Raw genomic sequence first — 17,052 nt, forward strand, 5'->3', positions numbered from 1 at the left:
GTATCGTAAAAAGTCCAAAACGCCAAAGTCGCTATTAATAATTTCAGTGGGTTACGGCTAAAAAAATCCCAAAATCGGACTTTTTACAGGTTCATCAAGTTTTTTGGCATCTTTCATTTATAGGGTTACACTTTTTCTGAACCATGATTTTCATGATTAAGGGATTATCCTGATTTTTCATCATGTTAATCCTTAAATCATTTAATCATGGTTCAATATTTTCCAAAAAGTGTAACCTACTTTTGAGTTGATATGAAGGATGCCTTTTTTTTGGACAGATCTTAAATAACTTCTCAAAATCGACACCTTATTGCTTTTTGAGCAGTTATTGAATTTGTCTGAATCAGGATAACCAGGATGAAAAGGATGCTCAGGATAAATAATCCTGCCTTATCTTGTTAATCTTGGACATCCTGATTCAGACAATGTTGACAAGGCTCAAAAGATCATAGGTGTCGGCTTTGAGTAACTTGCCAATCCACCTTCCCCCTCTCCACATCTGGAGAGGGAAAGTCATACCCCCCTCAGAACTTATTAATATAGCTTTCCAGAAAAATATTTTATTTTTTGTCAAAAAAATTAATCTTGATAACAGATAGTTAGACTTTTCAATTATCAATTTAATGATCTGGAATACTATAGCTATTTTGTCATTTCCGACTTTTTTAAAAGACCATCAATGATCAATGCCAGCTCCTTCAACATCCCATACATAATCCTCACGCAAGAAAAGAGAAAAAATTTCAATTCCATGAAACATTTTACTTGCTTATTTCCACTGTTTTCTATTAAGAACAGAAAAAGCCTAAAAATAAACATCCCCCAACATTTTCTGCAACAGGACTTAAACATGGATAATGAATCCAAAAATTCCAGCTACGAACAAATCTTGCACTATCATTCAAAGGAGACTAAAAGACCAGAAACAGAGCCATTGGTCAGCAGATTGCCATTTATTCTGGATCATCTCCCTGCATTTATTTTTATTCTGGATAAAAACCACTCTATCCAATATGCCAACCGCTTCTTTTTGCAGCATTTTGGCCACAATAACGGTAATAACTGCTATCAGATAAAATATAAACGCACAGAGCCTTGTGAGCACTGCTCTATCTTTCATTACAATGATAAACAAAATTGTCAAAAAGCAGAATGGCACTGCGGTTACGACCAGAAGCACTATGAACTTTGCAACTATTCACTTACTGATGAAAGAGACAATTCAAATTTATTTAAAATAGCTATTGATATTACAACGCATAAAAATGTTGCAAAAGAACTTGAAAAGTCAAAAAAACGTTTGGAAATGACTTTCAATGCAATTTCAGACTGGATATGTATTATAGACAAAGATCATAAAATTCTTTTTTCCAACCCCAGCGTCGAGAAAATAGTAGGATTGCGGGAAAATGAGATTATAGGAGAATGTTGTCACCATGTAATACATAAAACCCGTCAGACTCCCCTGAACTGTCCCCTTGAAAAAGCTGCAAGAACAAAAAAGCGTGAAACCCTGGAATTTCAGATTGAGGATGGCCGCTGGCTTCAGACAACAGTAGATCCCTTTGAGTACAATGAAAATGGAGAACAGGCATTTGTTCACACAGTAAGGGATATTACTCCCATGAAACAACATGAGCAGGATACCATTGCTGCCCGAAAGGCTGAAGCCTTCTCAATCCTCTCTGGCGGTCTTGCCCATGATTACAACAATCTTCTGACAATCATATGGGGAAATATTTCCCTTTTAAAGGATAGTGCTAACAATCTCTATGATAGCAGATTGCTACAAGCCGTTGAAAAAGCCTGCGAACAGGCCAGAAACCTTACACACAACTTCATTACCCTTTCCCACTGCTCAATGCTGAGTCAATCCTCAACCAACATAAATGACATTATTGATAAAGCAATTAAAAATACAATATTTGACAATTCCATAAATATTTCCATTCATAATGAGGCAGACAGCCCTTTTATTGAAGCAGATCCAGATCTTCTTACTGCTGCAATCCAAAATATCATAACAAACTCAATTGAAGCTATGCCAAATGGCGGAGACTTTACAATTACAACAAAATCTGCACCATATATCCCCGGACTTCCTCAAAATAAAAAATATCTAAAATTGTCTTTAACAGATACAGGAAAAGGTATCCCAAAATCTGATTTGCATAAGGTCTTTGATCCATATTTTTCCTCCAAACAGCTTGGAGTACGTAAAGGTATGGGTTTGGGACTTGCTATATCAAAGTCAATTATTGAAAAGCATGGAGGAAGTATCAATATTAATTCAAAGCTCAATAAAGGTTCCACAATAACAATAACCCTGCCCATGCCGGAAATCGATACAGACGCCTGTAAATGGAGAAAAATTCCTTCAGATCTTTTACGTCCCACAATTCTTTTCATGGAAGATGACCATATCATAAGAGAAATGATTGGCAATATGTTAAAATCAATAAAATATGGAGCATTGCAGACTGCTGATGGACAGGAGGCTGTGGACATTTACCGGCAGACATTAAAAAACGGAAAGCCTATTGACCTGATTCTTCTTGACCAGAATATCAAAGGCGGCATGGGTGGCATTGAGACGCTGAAAGAGCTTCGTAAACTGGGATTTCAGAAAAGGGCAATTGTGGTTACAGGCTCGCCAAGCTGCCCTGCAATAATTGACTTTAAAAAATATGGATTTGACGCAAGCCTTCTTAAACCTTTCACCATTGATGAACTGGAAGCTGTAATCAAGGCAAATATTGGCAAAAATTGTTCAAATTTTGATGGTGTCCCAAATCCGTTTATCTGATAAGGAAACAGCTCTTCCGACAAACATTAACAGAGAGTTATCCACAGTTTTGGGACACTACCGGTAAACGGTGATAGCTGGCATTCAACCACCCCGAATATGGAAATTTATATCTATTTTTACAGCAAACACTCATAGCCGATTTCGGCCACCCCCAATGATGAAAATGATGAGGGGTATTACACGGTAAAATCACGACACAATCCACACTGTCATTTTCCGTGCCACATAGATCACCTTCCAGGGCACACGTCCAATATTAAAATCTGTTACATTGGATTGTCCCCTTCGGCCAAGGACAATGGTGTCGCACTTCTCCTCTTCTGCTGTTGCTGATATTACATCGCTTCTGGTGCTGGCTCCTGTTATTATTTTCTTTTTTATTCTGTCAACCGGAATACCGGCTGCCTGAAACCTTTGAGCTGCATCATCAATGGCAAGGGTTACCTTATCAAAAACCTTGTTTATCCAGCCCGGGCCATCCCCCATATTTTCATTTTTTCCCTGCCTCAATCCCAAATCCCTTAGCACGCTGCACAACACAATACGGCAATCTGAACCTGCAACTGCTCTGATTGTGAAGTCAACTGCCTTTTTTGAACCAGGCGAGCCATCCAGTGCCAGAAAAATAGAGTTGTTTGCCCTCTGAACCCCTGCAAGAAGAATGGGAACAGAAGAGAGCTTTTCCACAATTTTTGTGGTTGTGCTTCCCATTACCATATTAAGCATGGCCCCTGCTCCCCGTCTTCTGGAAAGAAGTGCAAAATATCCTTTTGAGGCCTCATCAATGATATCCCTTGCAACGCCCCTTATCCGTTCCTGAATACGAAAAGATACTCTATCTTTTGTGTATCCTCCTGAAATGAGCTGCACCTTTGCCTCTTCCATAAAGTCTGTAATATAATGTCGCTGCTCGGTTTCCCATTGCGCTGTATCCGGCAAGGCAGGCTCATCATTTAAAAAATCAATATTCATGTCCCAGTAAGCATCCGGCATGGGACTTAAAACATTGAAAAGAAGGATATCCTTTCCCATGAAGGGCTTGAAGTCACACAGATATTGAATTGTTTTCAGGGATTTTTCAGAACCATCAAGGGCAACAAGAATTTTATTGCTGTTATCTTCACACTTTTTTGATTCTGACTTGCCTGTATTGTCTGTAAATCTGGAATCTTTTATACTCTCCGGATCAACTGAACCATTTATATCATCTTTTTTAACTGAATTTTCAGACATATCATCGCCTCCCTGTTATTTTAGACGTTGCTGCATTGTCTCTTCTGTGATGCTTCTTGTTCCTGATTATCTTCTTGTTCCTGTCTGAATATAAGGATAAGCCATCCTTGAGAGCTGTTTACTAACTCAAAGTTGACACTTATGAGCTTCTGAGCATTGTCAATATTGTCTGAATCAGGATACCCGGGATTAACAAGATAAGTCAGGATTAGCCATCCTGAACATCCTTTTCATCCTGGTTATCTTGATTCAGACAAATGCAATAACTGCTGAAAAAGCAATAAGATATCAATTTTAAAAAGGTTGTCGATTTTAAATAAGATGTCGATTTTGAATAAGATATCGATTTTGAATAAGATGTCGATTTTAAGTACTAATCCCTATTCAAAATTTTCTCCATCTCAAAAAAGAGATCCTGCTCCCTTATTATACCGGCTGTTTTCCCTGCCAATGTAACCAAAAGGCGACGTTCATTTGCATAAACCATCCTGTATGCTGCCTCCATAAGATTTGCCCTGCCGTCAATTGATATCGGTGATGGAGACATGGCATCTCTTATGGTTTTATTTTTCATATCCCTGATTCCAAGTGTGAACATCCCGCTCCAGAACATGGGCGAATACTCAATGCTGTCTGCAAGGGAAGGTCTTGGGGCAGAAAGATAACCAGGCATGAGCATATCCAGCATATCCCTTATGGTTAAAATACCTGTAACCTCACCCTGCAAGTCCACCACCAGAATGGAGCGATGGCCTGTCTCCATAAGGCTGTTTGTGGCAATTTTTGATGTAAAGGATTTTTTCAGTGCATCAATGGCATCCTGAAGACTCTTTGTCTCTTCAATTGTTGTGTAGTCTGCAATGGATATCATTACATCCATGACTTTTGATTCATTGCGAACAACACTTTTATCCTTAAAAGAGCAGGCTTCCTTTATTTTTTCCGTCAAAAGGTTAATATCACATGGCTTGCCAAGGTAATCAAATGCCCCCTCAACAAGGGCGTCCCGTGCAGATGGCTTGTCTCCATGGCCTGTTAGCATTATCACAGGAAGCTCAGGTCTTTTTTTCCTGATCTGTTTCAGGGTTTCATGCCCATCCATTCCAGGCATTTTTATATCAAGTATAACCACATCAGGATTATCCCCAAGTTTTGCAAGAGCATCCTCACCGCTTTCGGCAAGGATGGTATCAAATCCTTTTTTTACCAATATTTTTTTTGTGGTTTCCCGAAATCTTTTCTCATCGTCAACCATCAATATTTTTATCTGTTTCTTCATTTTGCTTTGCCTCCAGATGATTCATTATTGACAAGCCTGTAAAAAATAATATTAACATCAATTAATCTTTTCACTTTTCACAGAGCCATCATTCCTTAGTTTACCGTGAAAATGACTATTATTTTTATATTTAGGTGGTGATTGATACATAATCAATCATGCCTGTTTACCGTGAAAATGACTATCATTTTTATATTTGGGGGTGATTGATACGCAATCATGTCCGTTTACTTATAAAAAGCCAGATAAAGAGAGTATATAAAAAAGAACTGGACAACCATGGTCAGAATCAGAACCGTCAGGGCAGATTTCCATGCAAACCCGCAACTGTTTTTCAATCCGGTATAAACAAGCCACCACTTCCAGGGTTCTGTGAACCACATAAAAACAGATACCCAGGAAAAAAGCAGCACAACTCCTGACGCAAAGGCATTGATACTGAAAAAACGTTCAAAATGGACTTTTTTTTTCAATATCATGACAACTGTTATGTAACTCAATATTGATGAAACAGCCACCATTCCAATGCTGTTGACAAAGAGTACACTCCCCATACTGACCGGATTCTTATATTCTCCGGTCAAAAGACTTGAGGCTACATGGAATATGCTGCATATTACACAGAAACCAAGAGATTTCAGAATCGTTGTATTGCCAGGAAGTTCTGAAAAAAACTGCCGTGGCTCTATAAGAATCTGTATCACCGCATAACCATAGAACTGACAGGATTTTATTAGCTCTCCAACCATTTCGAATATCCCCTTTTTCTGCCCGATCACCATTAAAACAGCTCTAAAATATTCCCATTTTCACGGCGATTCCGGCCAGTAGCATCACCATTGTCATAAAAAACAGCACCTTGCGCTCCAGCTCCCTTGAAAAATAGAGCACTCCATTCCTGAAAACAAAACCCGATTCAAAACTCTCTTCACCAACATTATCCGGCTCCATGCGTTTTTTTTCAGAAGATGCGCTGCCACATGAAGAAATTAAGGTTTCAGAAGCAATCCCCTCCATTTCCGGACAAACAGAATCCGGACAAAGCATACTTTTTTGAGAAATTTCTTTAATGTTTATTTTGTTTTTCATATTTCCCATCCTTGCCTAAAATCCTGGCAGTCCGCTAAAGCCTCTGAATACCCAGTAAACTCCAGTAAGCAGAATCAGAATAATATTGGCGATAAAAAACACTGGTATCCCAACCCTTAAAAAATCCTTTGGCTCAAGATATCCGCTGGCATATACAATTGCATTGGGAGGCGTGCCGATAATAAGGCAATATGCAAATGAAGATGCAATTGCTGTGGACATTGCCATAAAGGGTAGAAAAGTTGTGCCGGGATGCACAAGCCCTGCCATGTTTAGGGTAATTGGGCCAACTGCTGCTGCTGCAGGGCCGTCTGCCATAAGGTTGGTCAAAAGTGCGGTAAGTCCATTGCTGACAACCATAAGCTTTATACCTGCATCCATTCCAAGTGGTGCAAGAAAATCAATAACTGTTCTGGCAAGCCAGTAAGCAGCTCCGGTGTCATCAAGTACCCGCCCGAAAATAATTGCTCCGGCATAGAGCCATACAACACCCCAGTCCACCTTTTCCTGGTAATCCCTCCAGTTGACGACACCTGCCAGGATATAGGCCACAGCACCAGCCACAGCAAGCACTCCAATACCTGTACGAATGGGGTAAATACCCAAATCATAAAAGGCTTTTTCCGTAAACCATCCAAAAACCATGATAATAAAGATGATAAGTGCCCATATCTGATGTCTGTTCCATCCACCCATCCTGTCAATTTCAGCTTTTAACTGATCCATTGCAGGAGCAAGGGATACAATTCTTGGCTTAAATCTGATATTGGTCATAAACCAAGTAACCGGAATCATGATAAAGAGGAATGGAAAACAGTAGGTAACCCACTGGAAATATCCGATATCAAACCCGAACATATCTGCAAGATAGGTCATCATTATAACGTTTCTGGCACCACCTGAAGGGGCACCTGGACCTCCTATATTACAGGCCATTGCAATGGCAATCATCAAAAGCTTTGCAAGCTCCTTGTCTTCGGGAATATCATTTGTCAGGCTGTTCTGATACAAAAGCATACCAATGGGTAGAAACATTGCAGCAAGTGCATGGTCGGATATAAATGCTGCTAAGGGAGTTATTATGAGGAAGAAAATAAGAGTAATCCACTTTACATTGGGAACAGCAAGTTTTTTGAACATCATAAGACAAACCCTTTTATCAACCCCTGTCTTGACAAAAGCTGCCGCAAACATAAGACTTCCCATGATAAACCAGCATGCATCGCTCCAGTAGAGCATTGCAACATCGTTTCTTGATACAACACCTGTGAACACAAGAATAAGACCTATACAAAAAGCAACAGCAGGAAGGGGGATACATTCGGTTAGAAAACAGAGTACAACAAAAACCCCCATTGCAACGGCAACCTTTATGTGCCAACCGCCCTTGTCTGCTGTTTTCTTGTCTTTTTCCGAAAGTTCCTCATATTTAAGGCCGGTTTTTCTCAGTTCCAACCCCTTCTGCATCATGGTGAGAAACTCTTCTTCAGATACTGATGCATCAATATATTCACGAGCCTTGTCAAAATTTTTCTGATCTGTCTCTATTCCATATTTTTTGCACCATTTAATGTCCCGCTTGAGAAACCTTGGTTTCTTCAAAGCACCGATCTGTATGCTCTGTTCCATCATTTTTGCTGCAACAAGCTGCCACTGTTCAGCGTCAGAGCTGCTCTTATTGAAAAGTGCCTTTGTAAAATGGTTAATTACAGCTTTTGGTGCAACCGTATATTCCATTCCCACATCCTTCATCCCATAGGGAGTGGGAATAACAAGTACAACAAAAAAGAGTACCACCGGAACAATAAAGACCTTCCAGTCAACATATTTATCGTAGCCTGTAATTTTTTTGTTTTTTTTCATCTTTTTTCTCCTGCATACCTAAGTGGATATGACTCTTTAGTGTTCTTTCAAGGTTTGATTGTCGGGTATAAAAGCCCTTTAACCTTTGAATTGTCTTAAAAATCACCCGACAGTTTAAACTTGAAGAACCACTATTTCTATTCAATATCTTCTTTAAGAATTTCCCTTGGGGATCTCATATATTTTTTTGCCTGGGCAACCCTTATCTTTTCCTCATGTTTCTGGAGTTTTTCAAAGGCATTGATTGATTTTTCCATGATCTCATCAATATCAGCGGGTTTCATAAGATAATCAAATGCTCCTGCTTTAAGCCCGTCAATGGCAGAATCCACAGTTGCATGACCCGTTAGCATTATAACTTCCACAAGTGGAAATCTCTTTTTGATCTCCTGAAGGGTCTCGTTGCCATCCATATCAGGCATCTTGACATCAAGAATCACCACATGAACAAGATTACGCTGCAAAATCTCAAGGGCATCTTTTCCGCTTGATGCAGTCAATACTTCAACGCCTCTCTTCTGAATAAGTTTTGATGTTGTCTTAAGATATCTCTCTTCATCATCAACCAGCATCATTTTCATTTTTTCCACAGTTGACCTCCTTTTTTTCCATGATTTTCAAGTTCCTTTGCCAGCCACTGTAAGTAAGCAATTTGCGGGGTAGCTACAACAACTCCTCCAAAACAAACTGACAGATGACAAAGCAATAGATTTAATTACACAACTGTTTTATACATCTTTAATCGGCAGAGTAATAATAAACGTCGTGCCGATATCAAGCTCACTTCTAACTTTCATGCTTCCACCAAAACCTTCTATAATTCCGTAACAGACAGAAAGACCAAGGCCGGTACCCTTACCCACAGGTTTTGTTGTAAAAAAAGGAGAAAATATTTTTTCAATATTTTCCGGACGAATACCTGCACCGTTATCAGTTATGGTGATTTCCAGCATATCCTCAATATTTTTAAAGGACTCTATGGTCAATCTTCCTCCTGATACCCCATGCCGATCTGCTATTGCATCCATTGCGTTGTTGAAAAGATTGAGCATAACCTGCTGAAACTGTGATGCATCACCAACAAAAGCAGGTGTATCCGCGGCAATCTCTCTGACAATTTGAATTCCATTCACGGCTGCTTTTTTTTCAATCATATGGATAATTTCAGGAATAATAAGCGACGGAAAAAGAGACTGCTTTTTTGTATCGTTTTTGCGACCAAACTTTAAAATTGCATGTGTTATCTCGGAACATCGATTGACCTGTAACTTTATCTGATCCAGAGACTCTTCAATCTCCGCCATCAAGGCATCTGACGCATCACGGTCTGCTGACAATAAAGCTCTCTTTTCAATATCTGACTGCAATGAAGCACTCTCTTCAATAACCGACAACGATGAAGCCGACTCTTCAATATCTGAAACCAATGGCGTTTTTTCTTCCCTTGCGACAACACTGTGTTTTGAAAGCCTTTGCTCCCTTATTTCATCAATAAGCGTTTCAATAAGGGCGTGTTCACTCTTAATAATCTGAAGAGGATTATTGATCTCATGGGCAAAGCCTGCTGCCATTTCGCCAATTTCAGCAAGCTGAGTTGCACGTATAAGTTGATGCCCGAGGCTCTCCTTTTCCTGCCCAAGCTTTTCTATTCGTTTAACTGTTCTTTCAGTGATATAAAAAGCCATCACAATAATAACTGCACCGCCAGCTACCATAATAAAAAGGCTTATATAGAGAGCAGAGTAAAAAGCGCTATATGCATCTTTTTTCTCCTGTCTAACCACAAGAAGCCAGTCCCTTCCATTTATCCAGGTTATTGCATAAAGATATTGATTGCCGGAATTTCCTGATTGAATAAAAGTTTGAATTGTATCCCCTGCTTTTACTAAGCTTTTCTCTTCCGCTGTTAATAAACTGCCTTTCAATGGCGGTGGAAACCTTGCAAACTCTTCATCCTTCTGCATAATCTCAACCTCACCGGAACGCCTTCCTGTCTGTGCCACCCCTTCTCTGTTAAGTATGAAGGATTCTCCACTTCTTCCTATACCTGCCTTAAAAACAAGATTATCAAAAAAAAGCGTGTCAATGGTTGCCCGCAATATCCAACTGTCAGCCCCTTCACCTTTACGGACGGCTATTACAAAATGGGGAACATTTCTGTAGCCCAAAAAGATGTCGCTGACATAATATCCATTCTGCATAACCTCCCGAAACCAAAGCTCATCCTGATACTTTTTCCCCTTAAGTTCATAATTTCCTGCATAGCGCACATGCAGCCCATGGGAGTCGAACAGTCCAAGATCAATGAAAGCTCCAGATCTCTCTCTTAGATTTTCAAATATGGTTTGAATTGAACCATTTTCATTGATATCTTCAAATGTATAAATATTGCTAATCAGTTCAAGGTCAGCTTTTCTCTCCATGAGAAAAGAATCAATCATATCACCGTGATCTCCCACTATTCTTTTAAGGCTGCTAATACTCTTGCTCTCAAGGGATGTTGTGAAATAGTAAAAACTCACGCCAATTGCCATCACAAAAGGAATAAAAGGTACAATTATCATATTAGTCAGAATTGCACGCTTCACCTGCTCAAGTCGTCTCTTTTCAATTTGTTTTTTATTCTGCATGACTTTTACCCACCCTTATTAAGATTTCTGTTGCGTAAGAATCAGAGCAACTATGATGCCGTTGTTGAGTCGAATTTACAAAATGATGTAACCATTTGAATTTTTTTGTTTTTTAACATTTCATCAGACAGATGATAAAAGATAGGAACAGGGCAGATGTCAGATTTCTTTTCAACCTGTAAAAAAAGGTTGAAGCCCATCAAACTTGACTTTAAAAAGGAGTTAACGTAATCTTTTCAATATTCTTGACAGTCCGCTCTTCAAGCGATTTTTATCTAATACCTATTTAACAATATATTCATAATCTCTCTTTAAAAAACCATATAAACGTACATGGCGGATTACCGCCACAATCGAAGGGATGAAAGTCGTTTTTAAAACAGGCTGTTACCGAGACTTTCATATAAAAAACAACATGGAGTATCTCATGAAACAACATATAATTTATGTTATAATATGCCTTATGGGTATATCTTTTTCTTCGGCATTTTCCCAAACTCTCCCACAGATGAGAATATCTGTCGAAAACAGCGAAAATCATGTTCACACAAAATCAGTAAAAATATTTGCAGATACCCTGAAAACAAAAGTTATGGGCAAAATTGATGTTCGTTTTTTCTCAGATGCACGCCTATTTAGAGATAGTGATGTCATTCGGGCAATGGTTCAGGGAAAGGTAGAGATGGCAGTTCCCGGGACGTGGCATGTGACCCAGTTTGAGCCTGATGCAGGAATTTTTTTACTGCCATTTTTTTATGGACAACCTGTAGAGACCAACTACAATGTTCTTGACAGCATTGTGGGACGAACTTTAAATGAAAATATTGAAAAAAATCTGAAACTAAAGGTTGTGGGAAGATGGATTGATCTTGGCCATGCTCACATATTTGGAATCAACCGAAAAATAAGCAGGCATGAAGATATAGATGGACTCAAGGTAAGGGTGGCTGGCGGTGTTGCCAATAAACTAAGAATAGAAGCATTTGGTGGGATTTCAACAATTATCCCATGGCCTGATCTTCCTGAATATATGAAACTTGGCAAGGTTGATGCGGTGCTTACTACATATGAAACCATCAGAAGCGCAAAGCTTTGGGAAAAAGGGATAAAAAGCGTATTTGAGGATAATGAGTATTTTCCACAATATATCCCTTTGGTAAGACTCTCTTTCTGGCAGAAGCTTTCGCCGGATATACAGCAGATTATTGTTGACACATGGGAGGAAAATGTTAACGTTTCCAGAAAAGCATCGGCAGATGCCCAGCAAAAAGCAAAAGAGCAATTAATTGAAAATGGTGTTGAAGTTGTTGTACCTGATGAGGATCAGCTCCGGATATGGAGAAAAAAACTTATTTCAATGCAGAATGATTTTATAAGTGAAGTGGGTATTGACCATGAGCTTGTCATGCAACTCAATAGTATTCCTGAACTTTAAATAAACGGGCATGATTGCGTATCAATCACCCCCAAACATAAAAATATCACCCCCAAACATAAAAATGATAGTCATTTTCACGATAAAAAAATGCCACCAATATTAAAAGAAAATAAATTTTACCTTCCCATCGTTGTTTCAACGATAGCAATTGCTGCAGCTGTTTTTTTCACCATCAGTGCAACATCAATTCTAAGGAACAAGAAATCTTATATCAATGAATCCCACATAAAATCCAAAGCCCAGGCCCAACTGCTTGGAGAAAATGCATCCAGTGTACTTTATACCGCTGATTTCACACTTCTATCCATATCTTCAATCATTGGAAGCCAGTGTGACGAGGATAGAGTTACTGTTTCTCCTTCTGCCGAAAGCTTCATAACAAATGAAGTCACATTTCTGCCCCATATAAAAAATTTAATCCTGCTTGATTCACAGGAAGAGATAACTTACAGCATCAACAAAGTAGCCAATTTCACTCTGCCATCTTTTGAGGAGCATAAAGATGCCTGGATTGAATTTGCCACAGGTATATTGCCAGAAGAGAAACCCCATCCTTTTATATTTTTAAGTCGCAGAATTGAAAACAAACATGGAATATTTGCAGGGGTTATTGTTGCAATCATTGACTCTGCTTTTTTCTATGAACGCTATGACAGTTATCTTACAATTGATGCTGACATGATAGTATTATTTGATAATAAGGAAAAAATTCTCAGCGGCTGGTTCAACAATCCCGATTCACACAAAGATATAAGAGGCCAGACAATGAGTTCGCTCACTTATTTTGATTCAATATCTAACCTTAATTTAATTAGTGGCGGGTATAAAACCCATGAAACTGATAATGCAATTATTTCAACATACCAGCTCAGAGATTTCCCATATTATGTAGCTGTAATGTACACAAAAGATAGCATTCTTGAAAAATGGCAAAAAGAGACAAAAAAAGATACTCTGATGATTCTCATTACATCAATTATCTCTCTTTTTACAATTGTACTTGCAATAAAACAGGGCAGGAAACGAACAATCGCTGAAGCCCGACTGCTGCAACATCAACTTGATCTTGAAGATACTGTTGAGAGGCGTACTAAGGAGCTGCAAAAAACAAATTTGGCATTAATTGAAAAAAACGGAGAGATTGAAAAGGCATTAAAAGAAATCAAAACTTTAAGGGGAATTGTACCGATATGCAGCTTCTGCAAAAACATCAGGGATGATAAAGGATATTGGGAACGGGTTGAGGTCTATGTAAAACGCCACTCCGAGGCTGACTTCAGCCACAGCATCTGCCCGAAATGTGCGAAGGAACACTATCCTGATATTGATATATATGGCACTCTTTAGTTGTATTAGTTGTAAATCCACTACTTGTAAATACTGTCTGAATCAGGATATCCAAGATAAACAGGATAAGGCAGGATGAACTATCCTGAACATCCTTTTTATCCTGGTTATCTTGATTCAGACAAATTCAGTAACTTAAAAAACAATAAGATGTCGATTTTGAGTATCCTGAACATCCTATCCATCCTGGTTATCCTGATTCAGACAAATTCAATAACTGCAAATAACCAATAATATGGATGCCCCAAAAGAGTTATGCTATCTTAAAACGTGCAACCATTTTATTGAGCCTTTCTGCAAGTCTGGAAAGATCCAAGGCACTTGTGCTAACCTGGGTACTGTTCTCGGCCATCTCTTCGGCAACCTGGCTTACTCCTGCCACATTGGATGCAACGTCTCTTGTAACATCAGACACCTGAGCAACATTCTCATTGACATCATTTAAGCCATCCGCAGCCTGCTGAACATTCTGTGTGATTTCGCTGGTACTTGCAGACTGTTCCTCAACAGCCGCTGCAATGGTGGAGGAGATATCATTTATATTATTAATAATCTGGGAAATTGCCTTGATCTCATCAATTGATGTACGAGTTGAATCCTGCATCCTTTCAATATTTTTTTTGATTTCAAGGGTTGCATCTGCTGTCTGTCGGGCAAGATCCTTGATTTCGTTTGCCACAACTGCAAAACCCTTTCCAGCCTCCCCTGCCCTTGCTGCTTCAATTGTAGCATTAAGAGCAAGAAGATTTGTCTGCTCGGATATATCTGTAATGGTTTCTGTAACCTTTCCTACAAGTTTAGCTGCCTCTCCAAGCTCCTCTACCCTTTCCGTTGTTCTTGCTGCCTTTGAAACTGCATCATTTGCAATTGTTCTGCCCTCTCCTGAATTTTTTGCAATCTCATTTATGGTTGCCCTCATCTCCTCTGTGGATGTTGCAATCATACCTACAGTTGTTGTTGCCTGCTCCATGGCAGATGCCACAGAAATCATGTTGGCGCTCATCTGCTCAACAGCACTTGCAACGGAATTGGCCTGAGATGCTGTCTCTTCAGAGCCTGATGCCATAACATTGGATATATCAGTAAGAAGAGAGGATGATTTAGACAAAGTATTTACCCCGTCAACCACATCTTCTATCATCTCCTTGAGATTATCCGCCATCTGGTTAAGAGCATCTGCAAGTTCTCCTGTCTCATCCTTGCGTGAATTTTCGATTCGGGCAGTAAAATCGCCTTTTTTCATGGCATTTGCCATTTTAAGTGCCTTGCCAAGAGTAACTGTTATGCCACTTGTAATAAAATAACCAAGCAAAATTGCAAAAATAATGCTTGTGAAAAGCACTGCATACTCAATCTTTATAACTCTCCGGATCTGCAAATCAGATGTCTCTACAAACTGGGCAGCATTTTTTTCAGAAAACTCCATAAGCTCCATGAGCGACTGATTAATCTTTTTAAGCTGTGTATAGTTTTTCCCCTTAGGGGTATAATTCCCTGCCTGAACCTCGGAAATTGTATCCTTTATTATCGGCTTCCATTCACTGAAAAGGCTGAGAGAGCGGGAGAGTTTTTCTGGATCACCCATAAAACGCTCCTTAAGAAAAGCATATCCTTCAAGGACTTGCTCCTCATATGTGTCAATCTGTCTGATTTCTGAACTGACTCTTGCCTTGTCGGAATTTTTTGCAGCAATAGCCATCTCTTTCATGGCCCTGTGTATTCTCACAATATCAGCATCAATTTTGTTAAGGGTTGTCACTACTGCGTATGGATGCTGATAAAACTGATCAATATTGCCGGCAACATGCTTCATTTCAATACTGCTCAAAACGCTTATTACGATCATCATAAAAATCATAAGAGCAAATGCAACACCGAGTTTCCATCCCAGTTTCCAGTTTTTAACGTTCATTTACAACATCCCTTTCTGTTAAAGTATCTCTATTTTACCGTGAAAATGACTATCATTTTTATATTTGGGGGTGATTGATACGAAATCAATCATGCCCGTTTATACAATTAAGGAATGGGTTTTAAAGAACGTGCCCATTAATTTCTGGGAACGTGGGCGTCGCACCCGCTTAGTTTAAATCAGAATGGGAAAGTTGTTTTGTGCTCATTCCTTAATAGTCAGTTATTTTTTTATGTTATTTCTATCCTCCATGCCGGCTGTCAAAAATATCATTGATTCCATTAAACAGTTTTCTGAAATCATCCGTTAAATTGTTTCCCGAGCATCTGCGCAGCATATCACCACTGTTGCGTGCTCTGATTACGCTATCCATCTCTTCCAAAGGCTTTATCAAACGCAGCCGAAGATAGCGATTAAATATCATACCTGCCACAAAAACGGCAATTGCCATAAAAACTATTGTCCAAGCACCTGCCCTGCCGAACTGCTGGGCACGGAGGTCTTCCTGTATCATTGCCTGCCTGTTGATCTTTCCAAGAAGCACTACTCCTTCAACAGTATTCTTTACAGCTCCGACATCTCCCCAAAAAGCATCTTTATATGATAAACTTATGGCATCAAGGGCAGTGGGTTCTTCTTTTTCTGTAATATTACTCATGGCACGTTCCAGAGCAGATTCAAAGCGGAGAAAGAGTTTCTCTTGTTTTTCATGATGGATTTTATTCTCATTATCAGCTTTATTCTCATTACCAGATTTGTTTTCTTTATCAACATTATTCTCGCTCTCAGCGAGAATAAGCGACAAAGATGCCAGCATCTCTTCACAAGCCTGAAGCGAATGCTCATTTCTTTCGATTATTACCTGTATAGCCGGTGTCATACGCATAAAAATCCAGACAGAGCCAAGAGCCATAAGAATATTAAGAACAATAAGCAAAAGCGAACTCACCCTGACCATCTTCCCCATCTGCATTTCACACCTCTTTTATCAATCTGGGAATAGCAGATTCACTTGATGCAATTATCATGGTGTCATCCTCACGCAGCATTTCAGTGGGAGAAGGCTTATCAATACGCTTTGTATCCCCTCTTCTGATTCCAACAACCATTATTCCAAAGCGTCTGGGAAGTTCAAGGTCAACAAGTGTTCTGCCTGCCATTGACGGCTGAACGCAGATCTCGGTCAGCATAAGATCTTCACCAAGGGTGGTATCTGCAATCACATGGCGGTAAAGAAGGCGACTGGCAAAACGTTTTCCAAACTCCTGTTCAGGATTGATGATCTGGTGCGCCCCCACAAGCTGCAAGATTCTTTGGTGCATCCTGTCATTAGCCCTTGCCACAACAAGGGGTGCTCCCATCTGACGAAGAAGTGCAGTACATATAATAGACGCCTCTTTGGAGTCATCTCCAATGGCACACACTGCAGCATCCCATCTTACTGGATCAACA

At 39.5% G+C, this 17,052-nt stretch carries 13 protein-coding genes; 3 read left to right on the top strand and 10 right to left on the bottom strand.

Translation table 11 applies throughout. The annotated features are described in order from the left end of the window. The first annotated feature begins 850 nt into the window (after positions 1-850). A complete protein-coding gene (locus MTBBW1_RS14015; RefSeq protein ID WP_186441309.1) occupies positions 851-2,806 on the top strand; it encodes an ATP-binding protein in 1,956 nt (651 codons plus the stop codon). Positions 2,807-2,998: 192 nt separating this feature from the next. Here MTBBW1_RS14015 and MTBBW1_RS14020 read toward each other — a convergent pair whose 3' ends face one another. From MTBBW1_RS14020 to MTBBW1_RS14050, 7 genes are all read right to left on the bottom strand, one after another. Then, complete coding sequence (locus MTBBW1_RS14020) at positions 2,999-4,042, bottom strand: universal stress protein (protein ID WP_080804390.1); 1,044 nt, start codon at positions 4,040-4,042, stop codon at positions 2,999-3,001. A gap of 373 nt (positions 4,043-4,415) precedes the next feature. After that, entirely contained in the window at positions 4,416-5,321 is a 906-nt protein-coding gene (locus tag MTBBW1_RS14025; RefSeq protein WP_080804391.1) for a CBS domain-containing protein, read from the bottom strand. A 227-nt stretch (positions 5,322-5,548) separates the two neighbouring features. Next, entirely contained in the window at positions 5,549-6,070 is a 522-nt protein-coding gene (locus tag MTBBW1_RS14030) for a YIP1 family protein (protein WP_080804392.1), read from the bottom strand. A gap of 43 nt (positions 6,071-6,113) precedes the next feature. Beyond that, complete coding sequence (locus tag MTBBW1_RS14035; RefSeq protein WP_139786773.1) at positions 6,114-6,410, bottom strand: hypothetical protein; 297 nt, start codon at positions 6,408-6,410, stop codon at positions 6,114-6,116. 15 nt (positions 6,411-6,425) lie between these two features. Then, a complete protein-coding gene (locus MTBBW1_RS14040; protein WP_080804394.1) occupies positions 6,426-8,273 on the bottom strand; it encodes an SLC13 family permease in 1,848 nt (615 codons plus the stop codon). 137 nt (positions 8,274-8,410) lie between these two features. Further along, a complete protein-coding gene (locus MTBBW1_RS14045) occupies positions 8,411-8,863 on the bottom strand; it encodes a response regulator (RefSeq protein WP_080804395.1) in 453 nt (150 codons plus the stop codon). 138 nt (positions 8,864-9,001) lie between these two features. Further along, positions 9,002-10,903 (bottom strand): sensor histidine kinase, encoded by a 1,902-nt coding sequence (locus MTBBW1_RS14050; protein ID WP_080804396.1) that lies wholly within the window; start codon positions 10,901-10,903, stop codon positions 9,002-9,004. Between the two features lie 427 nt (positions 10,904-11,330). On the opposite strand from MTBBW1_RS14050, the gene dctP reads away from it, so the two are divergent. After that, positions 11,331-12,338, top strand: a complete 1,008-nt coding sequence (gene dctP, locus MTBBW1_RS14055; protein WP_080804397.1) for a TRAP transporter substrate-binding protein DctP — start codon at positions 11,331-11,333, stop codon at positions 12,336-12,338. A gap of 90 nt (positions 12,339-12,428) precedes the next feature. Next, complete coding sequence (locus MTBBW1_RS14060; protein ID WP_080804398.1) at positions 12,429-13,688, top strand: PDC sensor domain-containing protein; 1,260 nt, start codon at positions 12,429-12,431, stop codon at positions 13,686-13,688. Between the two features lie 253 nt (positions 13,689-13,941). Here MTBBW1_RS14060 and MTBBW1_RS14065 read toward each other — a convergent pair whose 3' ends face one another. From MTBBW1_RS14065 to MTBBW1_RS14075, 3 genes are all read right to left on the bottom strand, one after another. After that, positions 13,942-15,600 (bottom strand): methyl-accepting chemotaxis protein, encoded by a 1,659-nt coding sequence (locus MTBBW1_RS14065; RefSeq protein ID WP_080804399.1) that lies wholly within the window; start codon positions 15,598-15,600, stop codon positions 13,942-13,944. Positions 15,601-15,841: 241 nt separating this feature from the next. After that, positions 15,842-16,573 (bottom strand): hypothetical protein, encoded by a 732-nt coding sequence (locus MTBBW1_RS14070; protein WP_080804400.1) that lies wholly within the window; start codon positions 16,571-16,573, stop codon positions 15,842-15,844. A 1-nt stretch (position 16,574) separates the two neighbouring features. After that, positions 16,575-17,052, bottom strand: a 478-nt coding sequence (locus MTBBW1_RS14075) for a potassium channel family protein (RefSeq protein ID WP_080804401.1), incomplete at its 5' end; no start/stop codon positions are given.

It is taken from the genome of Desulfamplus magnetovallimortis, from assembly GCF_900170035.1.
GTDB classification, from domain to species: domain Bacteria; phylum Desulfobacterota; class Desulfobacteria; order Desulfobacterales; family Desulfobacteraceae; genus Desulfamplus; species Desulfamplus magnetovallimortis.

Bases quoted from the DNA above. Each gene is read 5' to 3' on its own strand.
- MTBBW1_RS14040 (WP_080804394.1), bottom strand. From the start codon at position 8,273: ATGAAAAAAAACAAAAAAATTACAGGCTACGATAAATATGTTGACTGG.
- MTBBW1_RS14030 (WP_080804392.1), bottom strand. From the start codon at position 6,070: ATGGTTGGAGAGCTAATAAAATCCTGTCAGTTCTATGGTTATGCGGTG.
- MTBBW1_RS14050 (WP_080804396.1), bottom strand. From the start codon at position 10,903: ATGCAGAATAAAAAACAAATTGAAAAGAGACGACTTGAGCAGGTGAAG.
- MTBBW1_RS14060 (WP_080804398.1), top strand. From the start codon at position 12,429: ATGCCACCAATATTAAAAGAAAATAAATTTTACCTTCCCATCGTTGTT.
- MTBBW1_RS14065 (WP_080804399.1), bottom strand. From the start codon at position 15,600: ATGAACGTTAAAAACTGGAAACTGGGATGGAAACTCGGTGTTGCATTT.
- MTBBW1_RS14020 (WP_080804390.1), bottom strand. From the start codon at position 4,042: ATGTCTGAAAATTCAGTTAAAAAAGATGATATAAATGGTTCAGTTGAT.
- dctP (WP_080804397.1), top strand. From the start codon at position 11,331: ATGAAACAACATATAATTTATGTTATAATATGCCTTATGGGTATATCT.
- MTBBW1_RS14035 (WP_139786773.1), bottom strand. From the start codon at position 6,410: ATGAAAAACAAAATAAACATTAAAGAAATTTCTCAAAAAAGTATGCTT.
- MTBBW1_RS14025 (WP_080804391.1), bottom strand. From the start codon at position 5,321: ATGAAGAAACAGATAAAAATATTGATGGTTGACGATGAGAAAAGATTT.
- MTBBW1_RS14070 (WP_080804400.1), bottom strand. From the start codon at position 16,573: ATGCAGATGGGGAAGATGGTCAGGGTGAGTTCGCTTTTGCTTATTGTT.
- MTBBW1_RS14015 (WP_186441309.1), top strand. From the start codon at position 851: ATGGATAATGAATCCAAAAATTCCAGCTACGAACAAATCTTGCACTAT.